The organism is Pectobacterium sp. PL64, assembly GCF_022477975.1.
Classification (GTDB): Bacteria; Pseudomonadota; Gammaproteobacteria; order Enterobacterales; family Enterobacteriaceae; genus Pectobacterium; species Pectobacterium jejuense.
The window spans coordinates 587365-602674 of the sequence record NZ_CP092070.1; the positions used below are offsets into that span (position 1 = coordinate 587365).

General features: G+C 53.5%; 14 protein-coding genes. 5 read left to right on the plus strand and 9 right to left on the minus strand.

The genetic code is table 11. The features are described 5' to 3' along the window. Positions 1 to 14: 14 nt before the first annotated feature. The 3 genes from fecA to fecI all read right to left on the minus strand — a co-directional run bounded on the left by fecA (position 15) and on the right by fecI (position 3930). Positions 15 to 2363: a TonB-dependent Fe(3+) dicitrate receptor FecA gene (gene fecA, locus HP572_RS02610; protein WP_240584714.1), complete on the minus strand. Its 2349-nt coding sequence runs from the start codon at positions 2361 to 2363 to the stop codon at positions 15 to 17. 92 nt (positions 2364 to 2455) lie between these two features. Continuing rightward, the gene (fecR, locus tag HP572_RS02615) at positions 2456 to 3412 is read right to left on the minus strand and encodes a ferric citrate uptake sigma factor regulator FecR (RefSeq protein WP_240584715.1); all 957 of its coding nucleotides are present in this window, start codon (positions 3410 to 3412) and stop codon (positions 2456 to 2458) included. Continuing rightward, the gene (fecI, locus tag HP572_RS02620) at positions 3409 to 3930 is read right to left on the minus strand and encodes a ferric citrate uptake sigma factor FecI (RefSeq protein ID WP_240585678.1); all 522 of its coding nucleotides are present in this window, start codon (positions 3928 to 3930) and stop codon (positions 3409 to 3411) included. Before fecI ends, fecR begins: the two co-directional genes overlap by 4 nt. Positions 3931 to 4244: 314 nt before the next feature. Between fecI and HP572_RS02625 the strand changes: the two genes are divergently transcribed. From HP572_RS02625 to HP572_RS02640, 4 genes are all read left to right on the plus strand, one after another. Continuing rightward, positions 4245 to 5867, plus strand: a complete 1623-nt coding sequence (locus HP572_RS02625; RefSeq protein ID WP_240584716.1) for an EAL domain-containing protein — start codon at positions 4245 to 4247, stop codon at positions 5865 to 5867. Positions 5868 to 5987: 120 nt separating this feature from the next. Continuing rightward, positions 5988 to 6329: a zinc ribbon domain-containing protein YjdM gene (locus HP572_RS02630; RefSeq protein ID WP_014914475.1), complete on the plus strand. Its 342-nt coding sequence runs from the start codon at positions 5988 to 5990 to the stop codon at positions 6327 to 6329. Positions 6330 to 6467: 138 nt separating this feature from the next. Continuing rightward, positions 6468 to 7538, plus strand: coding sequence for a lytic murein transglycosylase B (mltB, locus tag HP572_RS02635; RefSeq protein ID WP_240584717.1), 1071 nt, complete (start codon positions 6468 to 6470; stop codon positions 7536 to 7538). 528 nt (positions 7539 to 8066) lie between these two features. After that, positions 8067 to 8792 carry a sulfite exporter TauE/SafE family protein gene (locus HP572_RS02640; RefSeq protein ID WP_240584718.1) on the plus strand — a complete coding sequence of 242 codons (726 nt, stop codon included), beginning with the start codon at positions 8067 to 8069 and terminating at the stop codon, positions 8790 to 8792. Here the strand turns inward: HP572_RS02640 and HP572_RS02645 are convergent. The 6 genes from HP572_RS02645 to HP572_RS02670 form a co-directional block, all read right to left on the minus strand. Beyond that, the gene (locus HP572_RS02645; RefSeq protein ID WP_240584719.1) at positions 8789 to 9685 is read right to left on the minus strand and encodes a LysR family transcriptional regulator; all 897 of its coding nucleotides are present in this window, start codon (positions 9683 to 9685) and stop codon (positions 8789 to 8791) included. The genes HP572_RS02640 and HP572_RS02645 overlap by 4 nt on opposite strands. Before the next feature lie 79 nt (positions 9686 to 9764). Then, entirely contained in the window at positions 9765 to 10472 is a 708-nt protein-coding gene (locus tag HP572_RS02650; protein WP_044206571.1) for a GGDEF domain-containing protein, read from the minus strand. Then, positions 10459 to 10911, minus strand: coding sequence for a DUF1987 domain-containing protein (locus HP572_RS02655; RefSeq protein ID WP_039485361.1), 453 nt, complete (start codon positions 10909 to 10911; stop codon positions 10459 to 10461). Before HP572_RS02655 ends, HP572_RS02650 begins: the two co-directional genes overlap by 14 nt. Position 10912: 1 nt before the next feature. Further along, entirely contained in the window at positions 10913 to 11467 is a 555-nt protein-coding gene (locus HP572_RS02660; RefSeq protein ID WP_240584720.1) for a SiaB family protein kinase, read from the minus strand. A 13-nt stretch (positions 11468 to 11480) separates the two neighbouring features. Next, positions 11481 to 12725 carry a SpoIIE family protein phosphatase gene (locus tag HP572_RS02665; protein ID WP_240584721.1) on the minus strand — a complete coding sequence of 415 codons (1245 nt, stop codon included), beginning with the start codon at positions 12723 to 12725 and terminating at the stop codon, positions 11481 to 11483. A gap of 346 nt (positions 12726 to 13071) precedes the next feature. After that, on the minus strand, positions 13072 to 14265 hold the full coding sequence (locus HP572_RS02670) for a carboxylesterase (RefSeq protein ID WP_240584722.1): 1194 nt from the start codon (positions 14263 to 14265) through the stop codon (positions 13072 to 13074). 211 nt (positions 14266 to 14476) lie between these two features. Here HP572_RS02670 and HP572_RS02675 point away from each other — a divergent pair, with 211 nt between their 5' ends. Then, on the plus strand, positions 14477 to 15211 hold the full coding sequence (locus HP572_RS02675; RefSeq protein ID WP_039472311.1) for an FCD domain-containing protein: 735 nt from the start codon (positions 14477 to 14479) through the stop codon (positions 15209 to 15211). Positions 15212 to 15310 lie beyond the last annotated feature (99 nt).

The window sequence follows — 15310 nt, forward strand, 5'->3', positions numbered from 1 at the left end:
AGTGCGTGTGGCGATCAGAATTTCAGCGAGCCCTGCATATAGAAGGTGCGGGGCTGACCGGCATAAATCCCTTTGTTGTTGTCATCGCTGTTCGAGCGCGTGTAGTAATCGTGGTCGAACAGGTTTTTCACACCAAAGGCCAGATTGAGGTCAGAGAACTGCGGACCAAAGTCGTAGGCCGCGCGTGCGCCCCACAGCATAAAGCCGGGGATACGTCCGGCGCTGCCATCGGCGCTTTCGGCAGCGGTGTTGGCGTTATCGGCGAATTGGCTGGATTGGAACTCGCTGTTCAGGTTGAACGTCCAGTTGCCCGGCTGATAATCGACGCCGAATCCTCCCCGGTGTTTTGAAGAGAAGGGCACCTGATTACCGTAGGTATCGCCCGCTTCGCGAATTTCCGCATTCACATAGGAATAGCGCGCATAAACCGATACCGCGTCTAAGCGGGGTGACAGCTCGGCAAGGTGATAACGTGCCTGTGTTTCCAGCCCAGAATGGCGGGTTTTTCCCCGCGTGGTGACGGTGTTGTTGGTCTGATTGGAGTCATACTGGTTATTGAAGTTAACCAGAAAAACGCCCATTTCTGCCGTCAGCGCGCCGTCGTCGTAGCGGGAACCGACTTCCCAGGTGCGCGCTTTTTCTGGCTCCACTTTGCCGCTTTGAGCAGCCTTGCCAATTCGGCTGTACTGTACGGTGCCGAATGATCCTTCGGTGTTTGCATAAAGATTCCAACTCTCGTTAACGTGGTAGAGCACGTTCAAGGCGGGCAGTGGGGCGTTGTAGCTGACCGCTTCGCCCGTGCCTTTCAGCGTGTTGTCCTGATGGGATTTAATGTGCTCAAAGCGCATTCCCGGTGTAATCGTCCAGTTGCCGATATCAACGCGGTCGTCGATGTACCAGGCGTGCGCTTCTGTACCCGCGCGGGTTTCGCGGTCGATAGGGCTGCTGGCGCTTGGCAGCGTCTTGCTGGCGGTGCTGGTGAAGTAACGTACCTCATGGGTGGATTCGCTGACATAGCGGTAGCCGACGCCCACTTCATGAGCGGAAGATCCGAGGGTAAAACTTTGGCTGTAGCGGGGTTCGATGCCGCGTACCCAATATTCGCGTGGCGACAGGGTAATGATCGAGTTCTGTTCCAGATAGCCACTGCGCAGCGTGCGCGTATAGAAGCCCTGAATATTGAATTTATGCTGCTGATCCGGCTGGTATTGATAGCCCAGACTGGCAAGCTGACGACGCCCCCAGAAGCGATCGTACGGGCGCGTTGACTGCCAGCGGTCCGCATTGTAATCGGCACGCGACAGGCCGCCCGGCATATCGGCGCTGCCATCGTAATATTGCAGCAGGCTGTTAAACGTGTGCACCTCGTTTGGCGCATAGCGGCTTTTCAGCATCACGTCGTCAATGCGCGTCGCGCTGTGTTCACGCCAGTCGCTACCGCGCGTGCCGGAATAGAGCAGCGCCGAGCCAAAACCGTTATCCGCTGTGCCGCCAACCAGCAGATTGTGCGTTTCTTTCGGGTTGTGCTGTGAAGAGGTCGGGCTGTGTTGACCTTCTACGCCAGCACTAATGCCAAACTCTTTCGGGATCGCGCGGGTGACGAAGTTCACGACGCCGCCGACGCTCTGTGGCCCGTAACGCACGGCACCGCCGCCGCGCACGACATCAATGGCGTCCATATTGCCAAGTGAGATGGGCGCAAGGGAAAGCTGCGGCTGACCGTAAGGGGCAAACGGTACTGGAATGCCGTCCATCAGCACGGTGGAACGGCTGGCAAGACGTGGGCTGAGGCCGCGAATACCAAAGTTCATGGCCAGATCGTGGCTGCCCGTGCCGTTATTTTCCGGCGCATACACGCCCGGCATACGGTTTAAGACATCGCGCATGGTGGTGGCACCGGTCTTGGCGAAGTCTTCACGACGGATCACATCGCGTGCGCCTGCATGTTCAAAGACGTCATTTTCACGCGCTTCCCCCAGCCAGTCGCCAACGACCGTCAGCGTTTCTTCCGCTGCCGCTGGGATCGGTTCCAACGTCCAGGCGTTATCGCCCAGCGCCTTCAGTTGCAGACCGCTACCCGCTAGCAGGGCTTTCAGACCGCCGTCAATGGTGTAGTCGCCGTGTAGGCCGTTGCTACGTTTACCCTGCGTCAGGCTGGCATCGACCGACAGCGTAATCCCGCTGCGGGCGGCATAGTGGTTGAGCGCTTTGTCTAACTCGCCAGCAGCAATATCGTAGCGTGCGGTGGCGGGAGCCGTCGCGGCGTGGGCTATCCCTGTCGTGAGACCGACTGTCGACAGCAGGCTGAGCTGTATCGCCATGGCTAAAGGGGTTGCTTTACGAAAGGCGCGTAAGAGCGTCATAACATCTCCATCATCATTTTTGTTCTATACACCTAAGTCGAACGAGAGGGAGAAAAAGGACAATCAAGAATGATAATTTTTTTCGTTATCGTTTAGTTTGCGGGAAGGATATTGACCCAGTAACGGGTAATATACTGAATCTTAACAGGAAGTGTTTTCTCGATGACCTGTAACACCGTATCGGTATTTTTCAGCGGGAAGGTGCCGCTTAACCGCAGCGTCGCGACCTCTGGGCTACAGCGCAGCACGCCGTGGCGATAGCGAGATAGCGTCGCTATCACGTCGCCTAGCGGCTTATTGCTGAAACTGAGAAGGCCCTGCGCCCAGTTGCTGTCTTCCTCTTCTGCGGATTGGATTTCACCCAGATCCCGCGCGCTGAAGCGCAGGCTTTCTCCCTGCCGTACGATACGCTCTTGGGTCGGATCTTCTGCCAGTACGACTTTCACCGCATGATGTTGCACGCTCAGTAGCGTGCTGTCGGCTTCCTGACGGACCGTAAATTCAGTGCCAAGTGCGGTCAACTGCCCGTGTCGCGTTTGCACGTAGAAAGGTCGACTGCTGGAATCCCGTCCGGTGGTAATCGCGATTTCGCCGTACCAGAGGTGAATACGCCGCTGCTGTGGATCGAAGCGAACATCAACGGCGCTGTCGGTGTTCAGCGAAAGCAGCGTTCCGTCTTCCAGACGTTGCTGACGGATTGCACCTTTCGCCGTGGTGTAATCGGCTCGCAGGCCCGTTCCGGTGTCGGAGCGCCAAAGCTGCCACCCGCCGCCAACGCCTAACAGCAGTAAAAGACCTTTCATCACTCTGCGACGGGTAAGCTGCGAATCCTGAAGGGTGCGGTGGGCGACGTTGCCGGGCACGACGTTCATCTGGCTGCGCAGGTTTTCTACCTGAGACCAGGCCCACTGGTGATCCCGATTTTGCTCATACCACTGCTGCCATTTCTCAGTTTGCTGGGGGCTCACGCGTTCGTCGCTCAGTACCGCATACCAATGTGAGGCGGAGCGTAGGGCCTGACGCTGGGAATCGGTCAGCGGGAGGCTCACAGACCGTGCTCCAAACGGAACAGCAGGCAATGCTCGGTGGCCTTGGCAACGTACTTTTTGACGGAGCTGACGGAGACATTTAGTCGCGTAGCGATCTCGCCGTAGGCCATGCCGTCAAGCTGGGAAAGCAAAAATGCCTGTCGTGCTTTGTGGCTCAGGCCATCGAGCATGAGATCCACCTGCTGGAGCGTCTCAAGCTGCTGTTGCTGGATCTCCGGTGAGGGCGAAAGCGCCTCCGGTAACTGCGCCAGCCTATCCAGATAGGCTTTCTCCAGCGCATTGCGGCGAAAGAGATCGACCATCACGCGCTTGGCAACGGTACACAGAAACGATTTAGGATCGCGGATTGCGGTCAGCGACTCGCCGTTCATCACACGCAGGAAAGTATCCTGAGCAATGTCATCGGCATCAAAAGAGGATTGGAGCTTGCCCGTCAGCCAGTGCTTCAGCCAGCCGTGATGCGAACCATAGAGTGATTCGAGCGTCAGTTCAGCAGAGGGAGTGGCGTGGTCAGCTATCATGGGCAGAAATAGAAAAAACGTATCGACGGTCAATAATAGGGCGCTATGTTAATATGATAATGGTTCTCATTACAATTAAATCACAGGCCGGCAGCGATAAGAAAAAAGTGATAGAAAGCAACTGGCTGTTTTTTAAGGTAAATAGGAAGGCAAATAGAAAAGCAAATAGCGATGCTGCCTTTGCCCGAGAAGCGCTGCGGAATCCGACGGTTACGGGCGTCTTTAAATCAGAGTTATTTGATATATCGATACATTGTCGAGAAGGGTTGTGTGCTATGTTGGATTTCTCATAATGATGATGCATCGCTCCTATGAAAAAAAGCCTGCTAGCCTATTTTCAAACGCTCTATTTTAAGAAGAATTTTTTCTTATTATCTTCCAGCCTGCTTTTTATTCTGGCTTCTCTTTTTGCGTTGGTGCTTACGGTTTATTCAACGTTTACGCTCAGACAGTTTGAAAACGAAGTGGATGATTTTTCTAACGTCACGGTTGAACATGCTGGGAAAATCATTCTACAGGCGACCTCCGCACTCGATATTTTAGAAAAAAAGCTTCCACCTTATTGTGATGATTTGCATTTAGGTTTACTGCGTAAGATCGCTTACGACAATGATTATATTCAGGATGTGGTTTATATCGATGGGAATCGCCTCCGCTGTTCTTCTATGATGAGCGAAATTAAGGGGATGTTTCTTCCATCGCCCGATTTTCACTATAAAAATAGCTATAATATTTGGTACAAAATTGAAAGTCCGCTGAATAGAAATAAGCCGATGATTTATGTTGGCGCAACGCGTCATCTTGTGGTGTTGAATCCGCGTTCATTTCTGGATATTCCTTCCTACAGCTATAATATCCAATACGCATTGCTGGAAAAAAATAAGGGAGATGGACGCGTTATTCTATCGGATTTAATGAGTGATGATATTTATTCTCGTCTGGTCGTCGGGGATAATAACCCTGATAAGTTTTATATTGGCGATAAATACTACGTTTTGAAACCGATACCGGATAGCGATCTTGCTTTGGTAGTGAGTGCGGAACAATCCACATCCCTCTCATTTTATCTGAAGATTTTTTTCTCTGCGTTGCCTATTTTTCTGCTGCTTTCCCTGATTCTGTCCATCCTTATCTCCAGAAAGTCGCTGACCATTCAGAGCCCGCTCTATGTTCTCAAGCAGGCGCTAAGGCAAAAAGAGTTTGAATTGCATTATCAGCCGATTATTAAATTGGATACCGCTCAGGTCGTGGGATGTGAAGCGCTTATTCGCTGGCGTCATTCGGACGGTAACCTGATTACACCAGACTCTTTTATTCCCATGATTCGTCAGGTTGGGTTGATGAAAGAGTTAACCTTGTTCGTCATTAATGAGGCGCTACAAACGGCCAGTGTACTAAAGAAAAGTGATCCTGACATGTTTGTCTCTATCAATCTTGAGGCGGCCGAATTTGAGGATATGTCCGTTTTCAATTATCTCGTGGAGCAGATTGCCATATACGATCTCGGTGGTGCCAATGTTAATGTCGAATTAACCGAATCATCCATGATTGAACCCCAGAAAGCAGCACCGATGGTGGAATTGTATCAACAACAAGGTATTGATGTCGCGATTGATGATTTTGGTACCGGCTATTCGGGGCTGTCGTATCTTGAGCGGGTAAAGGCCAATAAGCTTAAAATCGACAAGTCCTTTGTTGGGAATATTAGTGACCATTCACCGACCGATATTGTGCTGTCTCATATTGTCAGCATGGCGCACTGCCTTAATCTGCATATTGTTGCCGAAGGGATTGAGACGCCGATTCAGGAAGCCTATCTGAAAAGCCTTGGCGTCGCTTATGCGCAGGGCTGGCTGTATTCCAAAGCGCTAACGCAAGAAGCATTGATTACGTTTCTGGCGGAAAAAGGTGAAACCGTGTCGGATGCGTCGTAAAGTCACGATAAACGCGGCTTCACTATCAAAAATACGCATAAAAGGGTAAAATATCGAAAATATGGTAGTTACCTAATGATATTTATTACTTTTTTATTGTGAATTTTTCAGGAGTTTATCATGCAACAGTTACCTCATTGTCCAAAATGCAGTTCTGAATATACCTGGCAAGAGGGCGAAATGCTTAACTGCCCAGAATGCGGAAATGAGTGGTCGGCGGCAGGCGATGCGCCAGCGCAGGATGACGCTTTAGTGGTGAAAGATGCTAACGGCAATCTGCTGGCGGATGGCGATACAGTAACGGTCATTAAAGACCTGAAAGTAAAAGGCAGCTCAACGCCGCTGAAAATCGGCACCCGCGTGAAGGGCATTCGTCTGGTCGAAGGCGATCACAATATTGATTGTAAAATCGATGGTTTCGGCCCGATGAAGCTGAAGTCCGAGTTTGTGAAGAAAAACTGATTCGGATGTGATAACGCGCGCGTCGGTCTTCTATTTGAACGGCGCGCTGCATTTTTTCACCTCTGGCTGGTTTTTTCACATCAGACAATCCTTTACCATAGCCTGTATTGATTCCTTACCTGGCTATACGGATATCTGATGCGTCATTTGGCTCGTTTTCTCCCTCTGCTCGTTTTGCTCTCGGCCTGTAGCAGTCAGCCGGCCCCTCCTCCCGCAGAAGCGCCTTCAGGTAATCCTTTTAAAGGTGGCTTCCTGCTTGAACCCGCACACAATGTTCATCCGCTAGGCGGTGATTTTGCGACTAACCCGGCTACCGCGCGGTTTGTCGATAAAATGGTGCTGGAGCACGGTTTTAATCGCCAGCAGCTGCATGATGTGCTGGTTCAGGCGAAAAGTCTGGATTGGGTGATCCGTCTGATGGATAAACAAGCCCCGACATCGCGCCCGCCTTCAGGGCCTAACGGCGCCTGGAACCGTTACCGCAATCAGTTTATTACGCCAGACAACGTGCAGAACGGCGTGGCGTTCTGGAATCAATATCAGGATGCGCTACAGCGCGCTCAGAATATTTACGGCGTCCCGCCTGAGATCATTGTCGGCATTATTGGCGTTGAAACTCGCTGGGGCAGGGTGATGGGGAAAACGCGCATCATTGATGCCTTGGCAACGCTGGCGTTTGATTACCCGCGACGTGCCGATTACTTTACGGGCGAGCTGGAAACTTTCCTGCTGATGGCGCGTAAAGAAGGCAACGACCCGCTCAGCCTACGCGGTTCTTACGCGGGTGCGATGGGCTATGGGCAGTTTATGCCGTCATCCTTCAAGAACTACGCGGTGGATTTCGACGGCAACGGACATACCAACTTGTGGGATCCGGTGGACGCGATTGGCAGCGTAGCCAATTATTTCAAAGCGCACGGGTGGGTGAAAGGCGCGCCAGTGGCGGTGCAGGCAAACGGTCAGGCTCCGCTGCTCCCGAACGGTTTTAATACCCGCTACTCGCTCACGGAACTCCAGGCCGCGGGATTAACACCACAGCATTCGCTGGCGGGATACAGTGAAGCCAGCCTGCTGCGGCTGGACATCGGCACGGGTTACCAATACTGGTACGGATTACCGAACTTCTACACCATCACGCGCTACAATCACAGCACGCACTACGCGATGGCTGTATGGCAGCTAGGCGAAGCTGTAGGTCGCGCTCGCTAAGATATTTGCGGGTACTGCGTATGCTGTATCCGTCTTCTCTTTCGCAAGTGCAGCTCCTTATACATAATGTAAGGATACCATCGGATCTGGCCGTTATCTGGCGTAAAATTATGCAGCGGTGGGCATGACCGCCGAGTGAGCGGCATGGATGCCGCGAAAGCCAGTGCCGCGTCGGGAACGCGTCACTGGTGGCTCGATTAGCGGTCATGAACACCGATGGCATCGCGTAGCGACATAATTTAGCCAAAAGCCGGGGTTCATAGGGGGCTGGTGTTTGAGCCCCCTATGTCGGGCGCGTGCGACGAAGTAGCATGAGAATAACGGTATTGTGGCGCACGAAACGGTCTCTGAACTTGCATAAAGATGTGACTCAAAGGACTGTCGAAAATCTCACTCCTACTGATCCTCCCTTTGCCTCCAATTTTCCCTGAATCACCCTCAATACAATCCTCATAGACACCAGCAGCGACCTTATTGGACTATTCCTGCATAGGGTTCTTCCTATGACGTTGCAAACCGAGGCGATAAATGACGACGATGATAGTGGTGTTCCTGCTGGCTGGCGTGGTGAAAGGCGTGATTGGCCTGGGATTACCAACGATAGCGATGGGCTTGTTAACGCTGGTGATGCCCGCCGCCAGCGCGGCTGGGCTTTTGATCGTTCCTTCGCTAGTGACCAACATCTGGCAGCTCGCCTGTGGCCCCGCCTTTCTCAGTCTGATTAAACGGTTTTGGACGCTGTTTGCCGGGATCATCATTGGGACGTTCTGGAATGGCCTGCCGGCGCTAACCTCATCATCGTCATGGACGAGCGCGGCGCTCGGCGGCATTTTGGTGGTTTACGGCCTGTGGGGAATCATGGCGACGACTTTGCCGCAGCCTGGTCGTCATGAAATCTGGCTATCACCACTGGTGGGTTACATCACCGGGGCTATTACGGCTGCAACGGGCGTCTTCGTAATCCCCGCCGTGCCTTACCTGCAATGCCTGCGGCTCAATAAAAACGATCTGGTGCAGGCTCTGGGGCTGGCGTTTACCGTCTCCACACTGGGGTTGGCGCTACAGCTGATGCAGGGCGTCGGGCTACAGGGCATCGATCTCTGGCAGTCGATGCTGGCGCTGATTCCCGCGCTGTTGGGCATGATGATTGGGCAACGCCTGCGCCACGCGATTAGCGAACCGGTTTTCCGGCGCTGCTTCTTCATCGGGTTGATAGCACTGGGCGGATACATGGCGGCACGCGGGCTGCTTTAACCAGCTGCGTTCTCTGTCGTCATAAACGTCACGAAATCCTGAACATAGCCGGGCAGTGCGGAAAACTGGCGGGCGCAGACCACCAGATTACGCGTCGCCCAATCGTCTGACAGCGGGATCGTGCGAATCGCCAGGCCTTCCATCATGCGCTGTGCTGCATGTCGTGGAAGAATACCAATGCCGATACCGCTGTGAATCACCTGCGTGACGGCATCGAAGCTGGCAAGACGCACGCGGTAATTCAGTCGCTTCCCCAGCCTTTTGGCGTGTTCGTCGATGTGTTCCTGCAAAGCTGCACCTTCGCTAAGCCCGATAAATTCGGCGTCGGCAATGGCGGAAAAGGTGAGCTGCTGTGCGTCAGACCAGATGCTGTCACGGGGAACGACAACCACCAGTTCGTCCTGACGAAACGGGCGCGTTTCCAGCCCGTCGAGCGGCACGGAATCGGCCACAATGCCGAGGTCGGCGGTTTGATTACGAATAGCGCTGACGATATCGCGACTGAGTTTTTCATTCACTGCGACGGATATCTGCGGGCAGACCACCAGATAGCGGCCCAGCAGGGCAGGCAAATATTCATTCAGCGCCGCAGAGTTGCACAGCAGCGGAATATGACCGCGCAGCCCTTTGCTGTATTGGTGTAATTCGCTGCGCATATGTTCTACCTGACGCAGGATAATGTGGGCATGGTGTGCCAGCGAAAATCCCACGTCGGTGAGCGAGACGCCTGCCTTTGAGCGCAGCAGCAGCGGTACGCCAAGCTCATCTTCCATTCCCCGGATTCGCTCGCTGGCGGCCTGCACGGTCAGGCTGGACGCCGCTGCGCCACCGGTAATGCTGCCTGCTTTCTGAATATTGAGAAACAGCCGGAGATCGGTTAAATCGAATCGCATAGGGGAATCTGTCTCGGAGAAGCCGATACCCCCTATTATGGTCGTGAGTCAGGGCGACGGCAATCGCCCAGCCTGCGACTTACTGAAATTCCACGCGATTTCTGCCTTTCTCTTTGGCCTGATAGAGCGCGGCATCCGCGGCACCGTAGAGCGCATCGAAACGGGTTTTCTGTGGGGCCCAACTGACGCCAAAGCTGGCGGTGACGCGCTGTTGCGGCAGCACGCTGAGCGGCATTCTGTTGAGATCCTGATGCAGGCGGCTGGCGAGCGAAACGGCCTGCATGAGCGTGTGCCCTTCCAGCAGGATGGTGAACTCTTCACCACCGACGCGACCAATGCTGCTCGTGGTATTCAGCACCTGCTGCACGCGTGAGACCAGATCGCAGATCACGGCGTCGCCGGTTGGGTGACCATAGGTATCATTCACCTGCTTGAAGTGATCGATATCCAGCACGATGAGCGCGGCCTGATTGCGCTCCAGCGCGTGGTTAATGCGTTCAATAATCGCGCCACGGTTATACACGCTGGTCAGCGGATCGTGGCTGGCTTTATATTCCAGCTCGACTGCCAATTGATTGAGCTGCGCGTTCAGACGGTTCAGCTCTTTCTCCGCCCGGTCGCTGCGTGAAATCAGGCGGTGCGACTCGCGTACCAGCCGCTGATAGTGGTCGGTTAATGCCAGCAGCGTGTCGCGATAGACTTCGGCTGGCCTTTCCTGCTGGTTAGCGATGTTGCGCGCGGCGAGCAGAATGTCGTATTCCGGTGTAAACAATTCAATTGTGCTCATGATTATCACTCAAAATTGTGCTGTGAAAGGTCAGGGCAGGGAAATCGATGTGAAGCTCTTCACCAAATTCTTCCGCAATGTCGTCGTCTTTGTCGTAATACCAATACAGCGCAATCGAGAGCGTCTGTTCAGCCGCCTGATTCAGCAGGTTGAATAAACTGAACAGCATCTTGGTGCTGGAACTGTTGAAATAAATCAGGGAAACGTGAATTTCGATGCTCGGCAGCGCTTCATCCGGCGGCATCGTTTCCGCGTAGGTTGTTAACGCGTGCAGATACGCCTGAATCTCGGTGAGCAGCGGGCGATAAAACGCCGCGGCGTTCTCAGGATAAGATTCGCCGGAAAGATAAAGACGGTGTGTGTCAAAGTGAAAATCAACCGTCGGGGTACAGGATGTCCCCGAAATATGGAGGTTGCTTAGGGTTGTTATATTTTTCATGTCAAATGATTGCCTTCAGATAAAACGTAGATAGCCCCGTTGATGCATCGGCCCGAAACGTAAACTGGAGTGGCTCACTGGCATCACGCGCGACGGTCAATAGCCCCATATCCGCGCCTTTGCTTGATGACGGGGTTTCATCACGCAGAGAGACTTTGTAGGCGAGTCGGATTTCATCAAGCGTCATACCACGCAGCGGCTCAAGACGTCCGCGCAGCGTCTCGACATCGTCGGGGTGTATCGGGTTGGCGCACAACAGGAAGTATTTCCCATTTTCGTAACCCAGACACACGGAACCATGACGGACTTCGACGGGCTCATCGAGCGCGGTTAACGGTGCAGCGGAATAGCGGGTAATGTTCTGCACCATTTCGACGAAGGTAGAAAACAGTCGGCGACGGATGCCGGCAGGAAGCTGTTTTTTCTCCAGCTGTAGCCGCATGGTTTCGGCCAGTGAACTGATGATGTTTTGTGAAAAATAGCCCACGTAATACAGCGTGATGTCATGCTGGTGTGAGGGCGAAAAAAATTCAGTGTATTTGATGTTTGGCATCATTCTGTCTGCCTGATTAAACAAAAGTCGAACAATGTCGGAAGCCCCAAAATGTTAAATCGTCTCGCCGGGTCTGATCGCCCTGGTAGATCTTGTGTGCCGACAGGAGCTGGTTAGCCAGTTCGCGCATCGGCTGGTGTTGATTGTGCTGGAGGTACTCCTGTAGGCGGCGTTTACCAAACATAATCCGGCGTTCCCCGCCGATTTGATCCGTCAAGCCATCCGTGGTGGTGAAAAACATATCGTTATCGTGAAGCGGTAATTCATAGCTCGACCACTGGTAGTCATAAGGCGTTTCGGTGTAGCCGACCCCCATACGATCGCACTTGAGTGGGGTCAGTTGTTCGGTCTGGCGGTGCAGCATGAAGGCAGGCATGCGCGCGCCGGCAAACGTCAGCGTGTTTCGCGTCATATCACAGAACACCAGCATCGCGTCGCAGCCGTCGTTAGAGGTAGAAAGCTGACGCGCTTCGTCACGCTGCCCCAGCGTATCTTTGATATGACGGTTGATTGCCTGTAATAGCTGCGCTGGCAGCATCGGGCCGTGCTGTGTCAGCGCCTGTTCCAGTGCAGAAGAGAAAATCAAGGTCATGAATGCGCCGGGTACGCCGTGGCCGGTACAGTCCGCAACGGCGGCAAGCCAGCCGTTCTGATAGGTTTTAAAGGCATAGCAGTCGCCGCCAACACAGTCTCGCGGTTCCCAGGCTAAACACCAGTCGGCAAGCGTGCGGGACATCGCCTGTGTTGATGTTGTCAGCATCGCTGTCTGAATCACGCTGGCATATTCGATGCTCTGCATAATCTGCTGATGCTGGCGCAGGTGCATATCGGAGACGGCCTTGATCAGATCGATGCCTAATCCGATACCGATATAACGCCCGTTCTCGGTGATCATAAAGCCGTCCGTCAGCGACTTATCACCGGTAATCACCGTTTGATCGGCGACGTCGTTCAACGACGCCAGCGCATCAACAATCAGCGGATTTTTATCCATAAACGCGATGCAGCTCTTTTTATCGTACAGCTCGCGATAAAAGGGGCGGGACATCTGCGAGAGAAAAATATGGCGGTTGATGAGGCCGAAAGGGCGTCCATCCTCAACGACAGGCAGGCTGACCCACTCTTTATTCTTACTGAACAACTGCAATACGGTGGCATTGTCGGTGTCTGGAGAAACGTCCGGCAAAGGAATGCAAAGATCTCGCGCCACAGGTGTACCCCGGAGGAGTGGTCGGGCGCAAGGAACGGGCATGGCGATCATGGTTAATCTTTGGGCGTATTTTTCTTTAAGTCAAAATACCCGTCCTTGATGACCAAATGATGACAACTCCCGTCATACTTCAAGCCGCAGGTGCGTTGGCTTCCCTTAAATACTCGGCCCGTCGTGGGCCTCGCCCTAAAGGGCCGCTGCGAGCAGCGTTCAAATCTGCTCCCGGCAGATTTGTCACCCCAGTCACTTACTGGTGTAAGCTCCTGGGGATTAATGAACCTCATAAATGAGTCTCACCCTTCGGGCCAGCGCTAGCGCTGTTCAAATCGGTTGATAACCGATTTGTCGCGCGGTTGCCGCCTTCCTGCAACTCGAATTATTTAGGGAGACACCTGTGTTATTGCGCGTCCAGTACGTTGGCCATGATCTGATTTTGCCAGTCGAAGTAGGGGTTAAAGGTCAGGCGCACATGGGTTTTGCCATTTTCGACGTATCCCCAGTCGGAATACCACAGCGTGCTGCGATCCTGACAGGTTTTCAGATCGTTCAGGGGTTGGCCGTTGGCGCAGATGACGATCGCGCCGGTTTTGCCGTATTCCTTATTGTCTGGTGAGAACAGGAGCGACATGTGCGAGAACTGGCTGATGCGCCAGTCGGGCAGCGAGCCTGTCCGCACCAACACGCGTGAGGAATGGATACCAGCAGGGCGATCGCCATACCAGATCAGGCGGCTGCGTGGGTGGGTAAACTGTTTATCGAACGCATCGACAATATAAGTCGTATCGACGACGGAATCATGTTCCGCCAGCACAATTAGCACCGGTTTGTCATACGGCTTTTTGGCAAGCTCTGAGCGCACACCGCTGCTGGAATAATAATATTGGGCGAAGCCGTTGGTCGGCACGCGCATATAGCGGGTTGCCAACTGCTGAGGATAGCCAGGGCGCGGCGGCATCAGCCAGTCGGTAAACACGGACAGCACTGGTGCCATGAAGGCGTATTTTTCGTTGGATTTAATCGCGGGGGAGAACAGCACCAACCCTTTGATTTCAGAGTGCTGCAAGGCGTATTCCAGAACCAGATTGCCGCCGGTGGAGAAACCACCCAGATAAACCTCATCGACCTCTTTGCTGAGGATGGCCGCCTGCTCGGCGACCACGTTGCGCCAGTCATCTACGGTAACGTGCAACAGATCGGAGGGGCGAGTGCCATGCCCCGGCAACAGTACGGTTCTGACCAGAAAGCCTTGTTCGACCAATTTCGGGGTGATGTCAGTGAATGAACCGGGTGAATCACCCAGTCCATGTACCAATAAGATGGCTTTCTGCGGCTTACCGAGCGGGCGGGTTTCACTGGGCGTATTCCAACGTAATTCCAGCTGCTTATCCGTGGTTTGAAAGGCGCGGTGCTCAGCGACCCAGCGCGTGGTGTCTTGCTGGTAACGCTCGAATGAGGTTTGCCCTAATGGCGCGATGTCGCGCGGACTGCTGTTGCATCCCACCATGAACAGTACGCCGATGAGGGCGAACAGACCTGCCATCACCCGTTTCCAGACTGCCCACGAAACGAACCGGAATACGCTTATTGTCATTTATGCTCCTTGCCTTCTGGCAATATCAATCTGATCGCTAACGGGATAATGGCGCGTTGACAACACTATATCCGAAATCATTTCGTATGCAGATTGCTCAACGTGCGGCGCTGTATGGCTTCATGTTATACTTCAGACAACTCTGGCGTTTTTTCTGTCTTTTGGTCAGGCCAATATTACGATGGCCGATGTTGAATAAAGGGATGGCGGTATGCGTTTATATCAGCAGATTGGCGACAATCTTCGCGCGGAAATTCTGAAGGGAAACTATCAGATTGGCGACCGCTTGCCTCCCGAGCGTGATATTGCTGAAACCTATAACGTCAGCCGCAGCGTGGTGCGTGAAGCGCTGATTATGCTGGAGCTGGAAAAACTGATTGAGGTGCGCAAAGGCTCTGGCGTTTATGTAATGCAGTTGCCGAGCGCGCAGGGAAAAGACAGCGTGGTGGACAGCGGCTATGGCCCCTTCGAGCTGATGCAGGCGCGCCAGCTGCTGGAAGGCGAAGTCGCGGCGTTTGCCGCAATGCAGGCGACCAAGAGTGACATCGTGAAAATGCGGCAGGCCATTGAACAAGAACGGGCGTCGCTTGAGAACGGCAGCGTGGATGAAAGCGCCGATGAACAATTCCATTGCCTGCTGGCGCAGTCTACCCAAAACAGCGTCTTAGCCAATATGGTGTATGAGGTGTGGCAGGCGCGTAAACGCAGCCCGATGTGGCAAGGCATTCACTCCCATACCGACGATTTCAGCTATCAGCGCCAGTGGCTGGACGATCATGAACAAATCCTGCGTGCCGTGTCTCGCCGCGATGTGAACATGGCGCGTCAGGCAATGTGGCAGCATCTGGAAAACGTAAAAATTAAGCTGTTGGAAATCTCGAACGTGGACGATCCGGCGTTCGACGGCTACCTGTTCGAGTCTGTTCCTTCCCGTTTGGAATCCTAACTCTCCTCCTGCGTTTCCTTTCCCGTGTGGATTTTCTCTCCGGCATCGCATTTAGTGTACGGAGAGAAAAGATGTCAGACCAAATAATCCATTTCTGAC

What these genes read in the sequence shown, in the direction of transcription:
- fecA (WP_240584714.1), bottom strand. Translation starts at nt 2,363, where the DNA reads ATGACGCTCTTACGCGCCTTTCGTAAAGCAACCCCTTTAGCCATGGCG.
- HP572_RS02660 (WP_240584720.1), bottom strand. Translation starts at nt 11,467, where the DNA reads ATGATGCCAAACATCAAATACACTGAATTTTTTTCGCCCTCACACCAG.
- HP572_RS02640 (WP_240584718.1), top strand. Translation starts at nt 8,067, where the DNA reads ATGACGACGATGATAGTGGTGTTCCTGCTGGCTGGCGTGGTGAAAGGC.
- HP572_RS02625 (WP_240584716.1), top strand. Translation starts at nt 4,245, where the DNA reads ATGAAAAAAAGCCTGCTAGCCTATTTTCAAACGCTCTATTTTAAGAAG.
- HP572_RS02665 (WP_240584721.1), bottom strand. Translation starts at nt 12,725, where the DNA reads ATGATCGCCATGCCCGTTCCTTGCGCCCGACCACTCCTCCGGGGTACA.
- mltB (WP_240584717.1), top strand. Translation starts at nt 6,468, where the DNA reads ATGCGTCATTTGGCTCGTTTTCTCCCTCTGCTCGTTTTGCTCTCGGCC.
- HP572_RS02675 (WP_039472311.1), top strand. Translation starts at nt 14,477, where the DNA reads ATGCGTTTATATCAGCAGATTGGCGACAATCTTCGCGCGGAAATTCTG.
- HP572_RS02655 (WP_039485361.1), bottom strand. Translation starts at nt 10,911, where the DNA reads ATGAAAAATATAACAACCCTAAGCAACCTCCATATTTCGGGGACATCC.
- HP572_RS02630 (WP_014914475.1), top strand. Translation starts at nt 5,988, where the DNA reads ATGCAACAGTTACCTCATTGTCCAAAATGCAGTTCTGAATATACCTGG.
- HP572_RS02670 (WP_240584722.1), bottom strand. Translation starts at nt 14,265, where the DNA reads ATGACAATAAGCGTATTCCGGTTCGTTTCGTGGGCAGTCTGGAAACGG.
- HP572_RS02645 (WP_240584719.1), bottom strand. Translation starts at nt 9,685, where the DNA reads ATGCGATTCGATTTAACCGATCTCCGGCTGTTTCTCAATATTCAGAAA.
- HP572_RS02650 (WP_044206571.1), bottom strand. Translation starts at nt 10,472, where the DNA reads ATGAGCACAATTGAATTGTTTACACCGGAATACGACATTCTGCTCGCC.